We start from the raw sequence: 12,903 nt of genomic DNA, 5'->3' as shown, positions 1-12,903 counted from the left end.
CCGAGGTGCGGTTGCAGATGGCCGGGAACTCATCGTCGGATACGACAACGTCCCAGCTCAAGAGGTTCAGACCAGCAAATTACTCATAGGGCGTTCACAGATCCTACAAAACAGATTCGATCACGCCGGAGGAAATTCGGCGGCGACCGATTCGGCGATCTGCACCACGTTCAAAGCCGCACCTTTTCGGAGATTGTCACCGCAAAGGAACATTTCCAGGGCATGCGGATCGTCCATCGAGCGCCGGACGCGGCCCACCCAGGTGGGGTCGGTGCCCACCACATCGGACGGAGTGGGGAAATCTCCGGACGCCGGGCTGTCGAAAAGCACCACGCCGGGGGCGGTCGCCAGGATCTCGTGCGCCTTGTCGACGGCGACCTCGTTCTCGAAGCGGGCGTGGACGGACATCGAGTGCGTGGCGATCACGGGGACGTACACACAGGTCGCGGTGGTCTTCAGATCCGGCAGGCCCAGCACCTTGCGGCATTCCTCGCGGATGGCGATCTCCTCGGAGGACCAGCCGTCCCCGGCGTCCTCACCGGCCCAGGGCACGACGTTCAGGGCGACGGGAGCGGCGAACGGGCTCCCCGTCGCCTCCGCGCTGTCGCCCAGGGCCCGGCGCACGTCCCCGGGCTGGGTGCCCAACTCCGTACCGGCCACCAGCGCCAGCTGCTCGCGCAGGGCGGCGACGCCGTCCCGGCCGGCACCGCTGACCGCTTGGTAGGAGGAGACGATCAGCTCGCGCAGCCCGAACTCGGCGTGCAGCGCGCCGATCGCGACGATCAGCGACAGCGTGGTGCAGTTCGGGGACGCGACGATGCCGCGCGGCCTGAGCCGAGCGGCATGGGGGTTGATCTCCGGGACGACCAGCGGCACGTCGTCGTCGAGCCGGAAGGCCGCCGAGTCGTCGATGACGACGACGCCCTTGGCGGCGGCGATCGGGGCCCAGCGGGCGGACACCTCGTCCGGCACCAGGAAGAGCGCCACGTCGATGCCGTCGAACACGTCCTCGGCGAGCGCGAGGACCTCGCTCTCCTCGCCGCGGACGACCAGCTTGCGGCCGGCCGAGCGCGGTGAGGCGACGAGTCTGACTTCGCCCCAGACGTCCGCGTGCTGCGAGAGGATCCGGAGCATGACACCGCCGATCGCCCCGGTCGCGCCGACGACCGCGAGCGAAGGGCGGTGTCCGGTCATCGGCCGGTGCCTCCGTAGACGACGGCCTCGTCGGAGTCGCTGTCGAGACCGAACGCCGTGTGCACGGCGCGCACGGCCTCGTTGACGTCGTCGGCGCGGGTGACCACCGAGATGCGGATCTCGGATGTCGAGATCAGCTCGATGTTCACGCCCGCGTCGGACAGCGCCTCGAAGAATCCGGCCGTGACGCCCGGGTTGGTCTTCATACCGGCGCCGACCAGGGAGATCTTCGCGATCTGGTCGTCGTAGCGGAGCGAGTCGAAACCGATGGTGCTCCTGGCCCGCTCCAGGGCGTCGATGGCCTTGCGGCCCTCCGCCTTGGGCAGGGTGAAGGAGATGTCCGTCAGGCCGGTCGTCGCGGCGGAGACGTTCTGCACCACCATGTCGATGTTGACCTCGGCGTTCGCGATGGCGCGGAAGATCGCGGCCGCCTCGCCGGGCTTGTCCGGGACGCCGACGACGGTGACCTTGGCCTCCGAGACGTCATGGGCGACTCCGGAGATGATCGCGTGCTCCACCTGCTGGTCCCCTTGCGGCTCGTTGCTGACCCAGGTGCCGCGCAGTCCGGAGAAGGACGAGCGGACGTGGATCGGGATGTTGTAACGGCGTGCGTACTCGACGCAGCGGTGCAGCAGCACCTTGGAGCCGGACGCGGCCAGCTCCAGCATGTCCTCGAAGGAGATCCAGTCGATCTTCTTCGCCTTCTTCACGACCCGGGGGTCCGCGGTGAAGACGCCGTCGACGTCGGTGTAGATCTCACAGACCTCGGCGTCCAGCGCCGCGGCCAGCGCGACGGCGGTCGTGTCCGACCCGCCGCGGCCGAGGGTCGTGATGTTCTTGCCCTCCTGGCTCACGCCCTGGAACCCGGCGACGATGGCGATGTTGCCCTCATCGATCGAGGTCCGGATGCGGCCCGGCGTGACGTCGATGATGCGCGCTTTGTTGTGGACCGAGTCGGTGATGACACCGGCCTGGCTGCCCGTGAACGACTGGGCCTCGTGGCCCAGGTTCTTGATCGCCATCGCCAGCAGGGCCATGGAGATCCGCTCGCCGGCGGTCAGCAGCATGTCGAATTCACGGCCGGAAGGCATCGGAGACACCTGCTCGGCGAGGTCTATCAACTCGTCCGTCGTGTCGCCCATCGCGGACACCACGACAACCACCTGGTTGCCGTTCTTCTTGGCGTCGACGACTCGCTTGGCGACCCGCTTGATGCCCTCGGCATCGGCTACGGAGGAGCCTCCGTACTTCTGCACGACAAGGCCCACGTGCGCTCCTCGCTCAGTCATTACTGCGGTCGGCTCAGTTTAACGAGCAGTCCGGAATAGACCCGTCCATACCGGATGATGAGATGTCCCGCTCACCACCCGGTACGGCGTGTCGTCCCGAACTGCTCGTACGGGGCTGCTGCCCGCACAGCCCGGGAGCACTCCCGTTTGTGTCCCAGCCCACACGATCGGGCACGTCCGGACACACGATCGAGCGGGTACCAGCCCACACGATCGGGCGAGGTCCGGCGAGCCGGGAGGGTCAGTCGGCGTACTCCTTGAGCTTCTCGGTGTCGAGCGCGAAGCCGACCGGCCCGGGCAGCTCGACGACCGCGCCGAAGGGCCGGGTGGTGGCGGAGCGGTACGTGCCCTTCTCCGGCTCGGTGAAGACGGTGACCGAGCACGCCTCACGGTCGACGAGCAGGTAGACCGGAATGCCTGCGGCCGCGTAGCCGTCGGGCTTCTCGACCCGGTCGCGCCGGTTGGTGTCGGCGTCGCGGGAGGTGACCTCCACGGTCATCAGTACGCCGGTGGGAGCCGCCCACTCCCCCGCCCCGGCGAAGTGCTCGTCGGGCGCGAGGACGCCGTCCGGGCGGGCGCGGCCCTTGCGGTAGGTCTCGATGGCGATGCCTTGCTCGGGGTAGAGCCACAGATCCGGTCGGTGCTGCATGCAGAGCTTCTGCAGCCACTTGACGATCTCCGCGTGATTCCCGTTCGGCACGGGCTTGACCTGGACCCTTCCGTGGATGAACTCCAGCCGCACCAGTTCGGGCGCTCGGCGGGCGAGCTCCTCGAACTCTTCGGTACTCATCTGGGGCTGGGCGGTGGTCCTGCGGGTCATGGCGTCGCCTCCTCGCCTCCATGGTGCCCCGACAGGGATCTCCCGCACGCTCACCGGCGCGGCCTCGGGGCCGGGAGGACCGGGCGGACGGTGGCCGAGCGCAGTTCGGCCATGCGGGCGGCGACGTCGACCTCGGCGCGCGGCCGGGCCAGGAAGGTGTCCGGGACGTCGCCGGTCAGGCCCATCGCCTCGTCGCGGGCGATCTCGGCGCGGCAGTCGGAGCACACGCCGTGGTCCAGCGTGGTCGTCGTCTCGTCCTCGTCGCAGAACAGGCACATCATCACCATGCCCACGATCTGCTCGCCCGGGTGGTCCTGCTCCGGCCGGGGTGCGGGGCTCGGCGGCATCTTGGTCTCCAGTCGCTTACGAAGGAAGTGCCCGGCGGAGTGCACGGGCGTCGGCAGGCCCGACGTCAGGACCCGGGTGAGCTGTTCGCGGCCGACGCCGCGCGCCAGCCACTCCCCGACCAGGTGTTCCAGCTCCACACAGTCGCCCTCGGCGAGCTGGAGCCGGGGTTCGCGGCGGCCGAGCCCGGCGAGGACGTCGTACGCCTCCGAGCGCGGGGCCCGGACGCCGGGCTCGGGCTCCCCGGCCGTTTCCGGGGCAGCGGGGGCCGGGGCCCGGCCGGCGGCAGCTGGGGCGGGGGGCTGGCCGGCGGCAGCTGGGGCCGGGGGCTGGCCGGGCGCGTCCATGCCCCGGACGAACCGCACCTGGGCGGCCCACCAGCCGGCGTCGCGGGCGGTCCGGGAGAAGTACGTACGCGTCACCCAGCGCATCTGGCCGTCGGACAGGGTGACCTGGACCCTGATGCGCCGCAGGTGTCCGGCCCGGGTCAGCAGATCGAGCGCGCTGCGGCACGCCTGCTGCCCGTAGTCCGGCAGCTCCTCGGCGAGCGTCTTGTAGCCGATCGCCGCGCCCTCGGGGAGCCGGTCGACGTATGCGGCGATGGCCGCCTCACGCGGCTCCAGAGCGGCGAAGTCGTCGGCGCGGGGCGGGGCCTGGTCGGGGGCGTGACGCTTTCCGTACCCGGCTTTCGCCATGGGGTGGGCGGGAGTGCGCAGGGCGGCACTAAGGTTGGCGGCAGCCATGGGGATCGCCTTTCTAGCAGGCTTCGATCTCTTACGGTCAGACCCCGGTCGGTGTTGCGAGCACCACCGGGGTTGTCCGTTTTACGGATAGTGGGTTGCTCATCGCGAACCTAGAGCGTGCCTACGCTCCGGCGCAACCTGGTCACCAAACGTCACCTCCGGTCGAATTCGCGCAGCCCGCAGCGCAGTTCAAAACCTGGCCGGGGAGGGAGGGTGGGTGGGTTGAACCCAACCGCCCATTCCTACAGAGAGAGCTCGAAGCCCGGCGCTCGCGGCTCAAGGCTTGAGGCTTGGAGCTTGAGGCTCGGGGCTTGAGCCTCGGGCGGACCTGCGGGTTCGCGGCCGGTCCGCTTCAGCCCGCGGTCAGCGTCTCCACGTCGAGGACCTGGGTGTTCTGCGCGGCCGCGATCCGCCAGACCCCGTCGTCCTTGGCGAGTACGTACGTCGGGGTGCCGGGGACCGCCTCGGGGTGGGCGGACATCAGCTCGGCGGGGTCCTGGTGGCCGTGGAAGATCTCGTCCAGGAACCGGCCTCCGTCCCGGGTGGCCGGGCGCTGACGGATCTTGACGGCGGCGATGTCGGGGCGGATGAAGAGGATCAGGTCGACCGTGTACGTCGCGGTCACCGGGGAGTTCGCCTGCGGGGGCAGCACCTTGCGGGTGAAGGCGCCGATCTCCGACAGGCCGGTCAGCCGCTTGCCGTGGGCCGTGGTCCAGATGGCGTCCTCGCGGAAGCCGTCGAGGAAGGCGTCGGGCAGCGCGTTCTGCTGGGCGTGCTGCACGCCGGCGACGAACGCGACGATGGCGTCCACGTCCTCCTGCGGGGCGGGTACGCCGATGACGGTGGGCGTGGTGGCGGGCGTCGAGGTGGCAGGTGTCGTGGTCGCGGGGGTCGTGGCGCTCATGAGGAATCTCCTTGCGGGGCGCGGCCGTTGTGTCGGCCGTTCACCAGGAGCCTCGGTCCTCGAGCGTGGTTGAGGTCAAGTGCCGGCGGTCCGGTCCGATCGGCTTGATCTCAAGGCCGGTTGAGGTCCTAGCGTTCCCGTCGTCGAACAGGCCATGACCGGACAGAGGAGCGCTCAGCGATGATTTTGGTGACCGGTGCGACCGGGAACATCGGCCGCGAGCTGGTACGGCAGTTGTCCGTGGGCGGGGTGGACGGGGCGGACGGATACGGGACCCCTGTCCGGGCCCTGACCCGGGACGCGGCGCGGGCCGGGGCCGCGTTGCCCGACGGGGTCGAGGTGGCGGAGGGCGACCTGGAGCGGGCCGAGTCGCTGAACTCCGCACTGGACGGGGTGCGTTCGCTGTTCCTGATCTCGGGCGTCGGCGACGACGCCCGAGTGCTCGACGCCGCCCGGGACGCGGGGGTGGAGCACGTGGTGCTGGTCTCCTCCATCACCGTCGTGACCCATCCGCACCTCGGCCCGGCGCGGACGAATCTCGCCGTCGAACGCCGGCTGCGGGAGAGCGGGATGGAGTGGACCGTCCTGCGGCCCACCCAGTTCGCCTCCAACACCCTCTGGTGGGCGCGGTCCGTGCGCGACGAATCCGTGGTGCGCGTGCCGTACGCGGACGTCGGGCTGCCGACCGTCCACCCCGCCGACATCGCCTCGGTGGCCCGTGCGGCGCTGACCGGGCCGGGTCACCGGGGGCGGACCTACCCGCTCACCGGGCCGAAGCGGATCAGCCCGCGGCGGCAGGCCGGTGAGCTGGGGCGGGTGCTGGGCCGGGAGGTGGCCTGCGTCGGGGTCACTCGGGCGGACGCGTATCCGCCGATGGCCGCGATGATGGGGGGCGAGGTCGCGGACAGCGTCCTCGACCTGATGGGCGGCGACGTCAACGACGCGCTGCTGGCCGTGCACGACACCGTGGCCCGGGTCACCGGCTCGCCCGCCCGCTCCTACCGCCGCTGGGCCGAGGAGAACGCCGACGCGTTCCGGTGACCTCCGTGCGCGTTCCGGAGACTTCCGTGCGCGTTCCGGAGACTTCCGTGCGCGGTTCCGGAGACTTCCGTGCGCGGTTCCGGTGACCTCCGTGCGCGGGCCGGTGGCCTCCGTGCGTTCCGGTGGCCCGCCGGCTCCGGCTACTTCACCGGGCGCAGGCCCAGCGGCCCCGCGATCTCCTCCAGCATCACGCGGCCCGCCTCTTCGGCGAGGTCCTCCTCGCCCGGGTCCTGGTCGATGTCCAGGCCGTCCAGCTCTTCCAGGGGCTGACCGAGGCGGATGTGGGCGACCAGGGACTGGAGGGCGCGGAGGGTGGCGGAGGCGGTGGAACCCCAGTTGGAGAAGTACGAGAACTGCCACCACCACAACGCCTCGGCGGTGCGCTCGGCGTCGTAGTGCGCGAGGCCGTGGCCGAGGTCGGTGACCAGGTCGGCCAGGTCGTCGGAGATCCGGTGCGGGACCGGGGCCTTGCGGGGCTCGTACGGGTCGAAGACCTCGGAGTAGACGTCGATCGGCTCCAGCAGCGCCGCGAACCGCTCGCGCAGGCCGTCCGCGTCCGGCTCGGGGCCGAGGTCCGGTTCGTACCGCTCGTCGGGCAGGACGTCCTCGTACGCGCCGAGGCGACCGCCCGCGAGCAGGAGCTGCGAGACCTGGAGGAGCAGGACCGGGACGGCCTCTTCCGGCTCGTCGACCTTGGACACCTCCGTGACCGCGACGATGAACGTCTTGATCTGGTCCGCGATCTGGACGGCGAAGTCGCCCGGGTCCTGCGTGACGGAGTTCAGCGTGGCGTCAGACATCGAGGGGACCTCCCGTGGGCGCGGTCACAGACGGTGAAGCGGACGACGAAGGAGACGGCGAAGGGCACGACAAAAAAAGGCACGGCAAAGCGGACCGCGGTACGTGACGGGGGCGTGCGGCGGTGATGTCAGACATCCAGCAGTCGCCTCCCCTCGAAGGCGCGGCCCAGGGTGACCTCGTCGGCGTACTCCAGGTCGCCGCCGACCGGCAGGCCACTGGCCAGCCGGGTCACTCTGAGCCCCATCGGCTTGACCATCCGCGCCAGGTACGTCGCGGTGGCCTCGCCCTCCAGATTGGGGTCGGTCGCGAGGATCAGCTCCGTGATGGAGCCGTCCGCGAGCCGCGCCAGCAGCTCACGGATGCGCAGGTCGTCCGGGCCGACGCCCTCGATGGGGCTGATCGCCCCGCCCAGGACGTGGTAGCGGCCACGGAACTCACGCGTCCGCTCGATCGCCACGACATCCTTGGGCTCCTCGACCACGCAGATGACGCTCCGGTCGCGACGCGCGTCCCGGCAGATCCCGCACTGCTCCTGCTGCGCGACATTGCCGCACACCTCGCAGAACCGGACCTTGTCCTTGACCTCCAGGAGCGCGTGCGCGAGCCGGCGTACGTCCGTGGGCTCGGCCTGCAGGATGTGGAAGGCGATCCGCTGCGCGCTCTTGGGACCGACGCCGGGCAGCCTGCCCAGTTCGTCGATGAGGTCCTGAACAACGCCTTCGTACAACGGAACGCCTTTCTTTGCTTCCTGCTCCGTACCGTAGTGGGTACGGGTCGGTACCAGTAGGCCCGTGGGCCCGCCGGTGGCCGGTCCGGTCCGGTCCGGTCAGAACGGCAGGCCGGGGATGCCGGCCCCGCCGCCCAGGCCCTGCGCCAGCGGGCCGAGCTTCTCCTGCTGGAGCGCCTGCGCGTTCTCGTTGGCCGCCTGGACGGCCGCGACGACGAGGTCGGCGAGCGTCTCGGTGTCCTCCGGGTCCACCGCCTTCGGGTCGATCACCAGGGCGCGGAGCTCGCCGGAGCCGGTCACGGTGGCCTTCACGAGACCGCCGCCCGCCTGTCCGTCGACCTCGGTCCTGGCCAGTTCTTCCTGGGCCGTCGCGAGATCCTGCTGCATCTTCTGGGCCTGCTGGAGCAACTGCTGCATATTGGGCTGACCACCACCGGGAATCACGGTCACTCCTGGCATTTCGACGACAAATGTTTCGGTAAGCCGAGCCTACGTGCTCCCCGGTCACCGCGCTCCACCCGCCGGGGACCAACTCTTTCGGGTGAGATTCAGGAACCGGCGTGAGTGCTCCTATACCTGACCAGCGGCCTCGCGCAGGCGGGAATCCCGCGATTTCGACCCCACGGCCCACCATTCGGCGGTAGGAAGGGCATGCGCATCGATACACGAGCGTGCATGTGCGGTGACGCAGAGTTACCCCACGGGGGTCGTCGGTCGCGCGGGCCGCCCCGTCCGCTCCGGGCCGGTCGAGTCCGGTTCCGGGAAGCCCTACGCGTCCGTCCCGTCCGTCAGAGTGCAGAGGAGTGCCCCGGTGAGTCAGCCGGAGATGCAGCCCGAGGGGCCGCCCCGCAAGGAGTCCGATGCGGGATCCGGTGAGAACGGAGCTGAGCATTCCGCTTCCGGTCCGGGCAGGGAGCGCCCCGCCGGGCGTGATCTGACCGGGCGCCCGTTCCCCCTCGGCGACTGGGGCGAGCCCGCCGAGCGGCTCGACGAGCTCTACCGCTGGGTCGAGACCGGCGCGCTGGACACCGCCGACTGGTATCTGAGCGACCGCGTCTGGAAGCGCCGGGCCGCCAGGGCGCTGCGGATGGGCACCGCCTCCGGGGTGGTCGCCGGGGCCGCCCTGCCGCTGCTCGACCTGACCGGCGCGCTGAGCGGCTCGGCGGGCTGGGGCTATCTGTCCCTGCTGCTGGGTGCCGCCTGCATGGCCTGCGACCGGTATTTCGGTCTCACCTCCGGCTGGATAAGGAACCTCGCCACGGCCCAGGCGGTGCAGCGGCGGCTCCAGGTGCTCCAGTTCGACTGGGCCTCGGAGTGCGTACGGGAGATGCTCGGGCCGACCGAGGGCACGGCCAGCGAGGCCGCCGAGCGGTGCCTGGGGGTGCTGCGGCGGTTCTCCGAGGACGTCACCGAGCTGGTGCGGTCGGAGACGGCGGACTGGATGGTGGAGTTCCGGGCGGGGCCCGCGCCGATGGGCATGCAGGCCCTGGCGACGGGGAGCGCCGGGGGGCGCGGGGAGTCGGGGACGGCGCCGGGGCGGTTCTCGATGCCCTCGGTGGCGGCGCGGCCGAACATGCCGCGGCAGCGGCCGCCGGAGTCGCCGCCGCGGTGAGGTTTCGGGGGCCGGGGGTGCGGGGCTCGCTCTCCGGGGGCGCTGCCCCCGGACCCCCGGTCCTCCGGTCCTCAACCGCCGGACGGGCTTGTTGCGGCACCCCGGTCCGCGACGGGAAGCGGAGGGGCCGGGGTGCTGTCCTAGCTGAAGATGATCATTGATCCCTGGGCCAGGCTGCGCGTCGCCGCCGCGTGGAGGCCGAGCCAGACATGGCGTTCCCGGGCGAACGGGCTGTCGTCGTAGGGGATCGGGTCCGCCGGTTCCTCCAGGGCCGTGGGACCGGAGGGCGGTTGCGGGGCGGCCGGCGGGTTGGCCGGGTCGATGCCGATGGACGGGGCGACGAACTCCAGCTCGCGCAGCAATCCGTGCGCGGAGCCCAGCGGTCCGCCGCCCGCCAGGAGCGCGTCGTCGGAGAGCGGGGCCGGGAAGTCCACCGGGACGTACGCCCCGGCGTGGTCGTAGTGCCAGACCAGGTGCGACTGCTGGGCGCCCTGTTCGAACATCTCCAGGAGTTGTTCGTAGTCGCCGTCGAGACCCGCGACGGGGGTGACGGCGAGGCCGCTCAGCTGGAGGAGGTAGGCGCGACGCAGGAAGTGCAGGGCGTCGTAGTCGAATCCGGCCACGGGAGCGACTTCCCCGTTGAGGCCCGGCATATAGGCGTAGACGGGGACGGGCGGCAGCCCGGCGTCGTTCAGCGCCTTGTCGTAGACGGCGATCTCTTCGGCGAACGGATTGTCGGCGCTGTGGCACAGCACATCGACGAGGGGGACCAGCCACAGGTCACAGGCCACGAAGTCTCGCTCTCCAACGGGTTCGGGCGATCGTCGGGACAGCGTAATGCGGGGCGAACCTCACGCACAGTGCCCCGGAGGCTCCGGCGCCTTCGGACCCTCCGGTGCGGATGCTCTGGATTCCTAGGAATCCAGGGGGCCCGGGGAGTCCAGGGGATCCGGGGAATCCAGAGGACGCGGGGAATCCGGGGAATCCGAGGGGCCGGGGCCGTCGCCCTCGGACGCCCGCGCCTCCAGACGGTCCGCCCAGGCGAGCGCGTGCGCGTAGTAGGAGTGCATGGCGGCGTGGACCTGCTCGTGGTCGCTCCGGGAGAGGGCGTCGACCAACTCCTCATGGCCGAACCACAGCACGCCCTCGTCCATGCCGTCGCGGCGCAGCCGGTGGACGGCGAACACCCAGGCCTGGACGCGGAGCCGGGCGAGGAAATCGGCGATGTACGGGTTGCGGACGAACTGCCCCAGCTCCCGCCAGAACCGCAGGTCGTACCCGATCAGCACGTCGAGGTCGCCGCCCTTCGCCGCGCGGACCGCCTCCGCGGCCCGGCGGCGGATCGGGGCGAGCCCCTCGGGCCGGACGGCGACCCCCTCGGCGTAGTTGCGGAAGAGGCCCTCGACGACGAGGGCGCGGGCCTCGGCCATCGCGCGGTAGTCGGCGACGGTGAACTCGCGCACCTGGAAGCCGCGGTGCTGGTCGGAGGCGAGGAGCCCCTGTGCGGAGAGGTCGAAGAGCGCCTCGCGGACGGGCGTCGCGGAGACCCCGTACTGCTCGGCGATCTGTTTGACGGTGAACTCCCGGCCCGGCGGAAGACGCCCTGCCAGCACCTCGTCACGCAGCGCGTCGGCGATCTGCTGGCGCAGGGTGTTGCGCGTCACACCTCCGCTCGGACTCATACCGGCCCCCATCCGTCCGTCTGTCCCTGTCCGTCCCCGTTCGCCGACGTTTTTCGGCGGGGGGCCATTTCTGGCTCGGGTTACCTTAAGCCAGGGCCACCGCCGTGCCCGATTCCGGGCACGGCGGGGATGCGCACAGGGCCGATCGCGTACGGAACCAGGTCGTCCGGCTACTCGGCGTACGGGGAGGGCGTGCCGTTACGCGCCCTGCACCGTGTACGTGTCGGCGACGGAGAGCGCCACGTCCAGGGCCGCGAGCCCTTCCTTGGCCTCGGCCTCGGAGACGTTGCAGGCCGGGACGGCGTGGGTCCGGTTCATGTTGATGAACGGCCACAGCCCCTGCTTCTTCGCCGCCGCGCCGAAGGCCGCCATCGGGGCGTTGGCCTCGCCCGAGGCGTTGTACGGGACGAGCGGCTCGCGGGTCTCCCGGTCGCGGACCAGGTCCAGCGCCCAGAACGCGCCGAGGCCGCGCACCTCGCCCACCGAGGGGTGGCGTTCGGCGAGTTCGCGCAGACCGGGACCGAGGACGGCCTCGCCGATCCGGGCCGCGTGCTCGACGACCTTCTCGTCCTCCATCACGCCGATGGTGGCGACGGCGGCGGCGCAGGCCAGCGGGTGCCCGGAGTAGGTGAGGCCGCCGGGGTAGGGGCGGGTCTCGAAGGTCGCGGCGATCTCGGCGTTGATGGCGACGCCGCCCAACGGTACGTAGCCGGAGTTGACGCCCTTGGCGAAGGTCAGCAGGTCCGGCACGACGTCGAAGTGGTCTGCGGCGAACCAGGCGCCGGTTCGGCCGAATCCGGCCATCACCTCGTCGAGCACGAAGACGATCCCGTACCGGTCGCAGATCTCGCGGACGCCCGCCAGATAGCCCGACGGCGGGGTCATGATGCCGGCCGTGCCCGGGATGGTCTCCAGGATGATCGCGGCGACGGTGGCCGGGCCCTCGAAGGCGAGGGTGTCCTCCAGGTGCTGAAGGGCGCGGGCGCACTCCTCGGCCTCGTTCACCGCGTGGAACGGGGAGCGGTAGAGGAACGGGGTCCAGAAGCGGACGACGCCCGCCGAGCCGCTGTCGGAGGGCCAGCGGCGCGGGTCCCCGGTGAGGTTGATCGCGGTGGAGGTGGCCCCGTGGTACGAGCGGTAGGCGGAGAACACCTTCGGGCGGCCGGTGTGCAGCCGGGCCATGCGGATGGCGTTCTCGACGGCCTCGGCACCGCCGTTGGTGAAGAAGATCTTGTCCAGGTCGCCCGGGGTGCGCTCGGCGATGAGGCGTGCGGCCTCGGAGCGCGCCTCGATCGCGAACGCGGGCGCGAAGGTGGCGAGCTTGCCCGCCTGCTCCTGGATCGCGGCGATCACGGTGGGGTGCTGGTAGCCGATGTTCGTGTAGACGAGTCCGCTGGTGAAGTCCAGGTAGCGGTTGCCGTCGTAGTCCCAGAAGTAGGACCCCTCGGCGCCGGCGACGGCGAGCGGGTCGATGAGGCCCTGGGCGGACCAGGAGTGGAACACGTGCGCACGGTCCGCGGCCTTCACGGCCGCACCGGCCTCGGGGTCGGCGGACGGGACATGAGGGGCATGAGGGGTCATGCGGCGAGCGTAGGCGCTGGTGGGGGCCGCCTCCATGGCCACCTTGTACGGCCTGGGGCGGATGGGTCGGCAGGGTGTCGGGTCCGGGGGCGACGTCGAGCCCTTCGCTTCAGCACTTCAGCACTTCAGCTATTGACAGCATACTGTCGTCATGACAGTCTTCT

Annotated in this window: 13 protein-coding genes; 2 read left to right on the top strand and 11 right to left on the bottom strand. The window is 70.9% G+C overall.

The genetic code is table 11. The features are described from left to right. Positions 1-120 precede the first annotated feature (120 nt). The 5 genes from ACIRJT_RS29610 to ACIRJT_RS29590 all read right to left on the bottom strand — a co-directional run bounded on the left by ACIRJT_RS29610 (position 121) and on the right by ACIRJT_RS29590 (position 5,295). Entirely contained in the window at positions 121-1,194 is a 1,074-nt protein-coding gene (locus ACIRJT_RS29610; RefSeq protein ID WP_403915003.1) for an aspartate-semialdehyde dehydrogenase, read from the bottom strand. Beyond that, on the bottom strand, positions 1,191-2,462 hold the full coding sequence (locus ACIRJT_RS29605; protein WP_403915001.1) for an aspartate kinase: 1,272 nt from the start codon (positions 2,460-2,462) through the stop codon (positions 1,191-1,193). Before ACIRJT_RS29605 ends, ACIRJT_RS29610 begins: the two co-directional genes overlap by 4 nt. 262 nt (positions 2,463-2,724) lie before the next feature. Then, positions 2,725-3,303: a Uma2 family endonuclease gene (locus ACIRJT_RS29600; protein WP_403914999.1), complete on the bottom strand. Its 579-nt coding sequence runs from the start codon at positions 3,301-3,303 to the stop codon at positions 2,725-2,727. A 50-nt stretch (positions 3,304-3,353) separates the two neighbouring features. Beyond that, positions 3,354-4,391 (bottom strand): hypothetical protein, encoded by a 1,038-nt coding sequence (locus ACIRJT_RS29595; protein WP_403914998.1) that lies wholly within the window; start codon positions 4,389-4,391, stop codon positions 3,354-3,356. 352 nt (positions 4,392-4,743) lie between these two features. Further along, complete coding sequence (locus ACIRJT_RS29590) at positions 4,744-5,295, bottom strand: SgcJ/EcaC family oxidoreductase (protein WP_403914995.1); 552 nt, start codon at positions 5,293-5,295, stop codon at positions 4,744-4,746. 180 nt (positions 5,296-5,475) lie between these two features. Here ACIRJT_RS29590 and ACIRJT_RS29585 point away from each other — a divergent pair, with 180 nt between their 5' ends. Next, entirely contained in the window at positions 5,476-6,336 is an 861-nt protein-coding gene (locus ACIRJT_RS29585; RefSeq protein ID WP_403914992.1) for an NAD(P)H-binding protein, read from the top strand. 140 nt (positions 6,337-6,476) lie between these two features. On the opposite strand, the gene ACIRJT_RS29580 is transcribed toward ACIRJT_RS29585, so the two are convergent. The 3 genes from ACIRJT_RS29580 to ACIRJT_RS29570 form a co-directional block, all read right to left on the bottom strand. Continuing rightward, the gene (locus ACIRJT_RS29580) at positions 6,477-7,136 is read right to left on the bottom strand and encodes a DUF5063 domain-containing protein (RefSeq protein WP_403914989.1); all 660 of its coding nucleotides are present in this window, start codon (positions 7,134-7,136) and stop codon (positions 6,477-6,479) included. A 128-nt stretch (positions 7,137-7,264) separates the two neighbouring features. Then, positions 7,265-7,864 (bottom strand): recombination mediator RecR, encoded by a 600-nt coding sequence (gene recR, locus ACIRJT_RS29575; protein WP_097868467.1) that lies wholly within the window; start codon positions 7,862-7,864, stop codon positions 7,265-7,267. A 99-nt stretch (positions 7,865-7,963) separates the two neighbouring features. Next, positions 7,964-8,308: a YbaB/EbfC family nucleoid-associated protein gene (locus tag ACIRJT_RS29570; protein WP_403914985.1), complete on the bottom strand. Its 345-nt coding sequence runs from the start codon at positions 8,306-8,308 to the stop codon at positions 7,964-7,966. A 367-nt stretch (positions 8,309-8,675) separates the two neighbouring features. Here ACIRJT_RS29570 and ACIRJT_RS29565 point away from each other — a divergent pair, with 367 nt between their 5' ends. Then, positions 8,676-9,476 (top strand): SLATT domain-containing protein, encoded by an 801-nt coding sequence (locus ACIRJT_RS29565; protein ID WP_403914982.1) that lies wholly within the window; start codon positions 8,676-8,678, stop codon positions 9,474-9,476. 140 nt (positions 9,477-9,616) lie between these two features. Here the strand turns inward: ACIRJT_RS29565 and ACIRJT_RS29560 are convergent, their stop codons facing one another. The 3 genes from ACIRJT_RS29560 to ACIRJT_RS29550 all read right to left on the bottom strand — a co-directional run bounded on the left by ACIRJT_RS29560 (position 9,617) and on the right by ACIRJT_RS29550 (position 12,739). Next, a complete protein-coding gene (locus tag ACIRJT_RS29560) occupies positions 9,617-10,267 on the bottom strand; it encodes a hypothetical protein (protein ID WP_073800172.1) in 651 nt (216 codons plus the stop codon). A gap of 123 nt (positions 10,268-10,390) precedes the next feature. Continuing rightward, a complete protein-coding gene (locus tag ACIRJT_RS29555) occupies positions 10,391-11,158 on the bottom strand; it encodes a GntR family transcriptional regulator (RefSeq protein ID WP_403914979.1) in 768 nt (255 codons plus the stop codon). A 198-nt stretch (positions 11,159-11,356) separates the two neighbouring features. Continuing rightward, positions 11,357-12,739 (bottom strand): aspartate aminotransferase family protein, encoded by a 1,383-nt coding sequence (locus tag ACIRJT_RS29550; protein ID WP_403914977.1) that lies wholly within the window; start codon positions 12,737-12,739, stop codon positions 11,357-11,359. Positions 12,740-12,903: the final 164 nt, after the last annotated feature.

Origin of the sequence: Streptomyces sp. NPDC102283 (assembly GCF_044766265.1) — a bacterium.
GTDB lineage: Bacteria > Actinomycetota > Actinomycetes > Streptomycetales > Streptomycetaceae > Streptomyces.
Note: the sequence above shows the minus strand (reverse complement) of the source record. Positions and strands in the feature narration are given on the sequence as shown.

Bases quoted from the DNA above. Each gene is read 5' to 3' on its own strand.
- ACIRJT_RS29610 (WP_403915003.1), bottom strand. From the start codon at position 1,194: ATGACCGGACACCGCCCTTCGCTCGCGGTCGTCGGCGCGACCGGGGCG.
- ACIRJT_RS29600 (WP_403914999.1), bottom strand. From the start codon at position 3,303: ATGACCCGCAGGACCACCGCCCAGCCCCAGATGAGTACCGAAGAGTTC.
- ACIRJT_RS29595 (WP_403914998.1), bottom strand. From the start codon at position 4,391: ATGGCTGCCGCCAACCTTAGTGCCGCCCTGCGCACTCCCGCCCACCCC.
- ACIRJT_RS29590 (WP_403914995.1), bottom strand. From the start codon at position 5,295: ATGAGCGCCACGACCCCCGCGACCACGACACCTGCCACCTCGACGCCC.
- ACIRJT_RS29585 (WP_403914992.1), top strand. From the start codon at position 5,476: ATGATTTTGGTGACCGGTGCGACCGGGAACATCGGCCGCGAGCTGGTA.
- ACIRJT_RS29580 (WP_403914989.1), bottom strand. From the start codon at position 7,136: ATGTCTGACGCCACGCTGAACTCCGTCACGCAGGACCCGGGCGACTTC.
- ACIRJT_RS29555 (WP_403914979.1), bottom strand. From the start codon at position 11,158: ATGAGTCCGAGCGGAGGTGTGACGCGCAACACCCTGCGCCAGCAGATC.
- ACIRJT_RS29550 (WP_403914977.1), bottom strand. From the start codon at position 12,739: ATGACCCCTCATGCCCCTCATGTCCCGTCCGCCGACCCCGAGGCCGGT.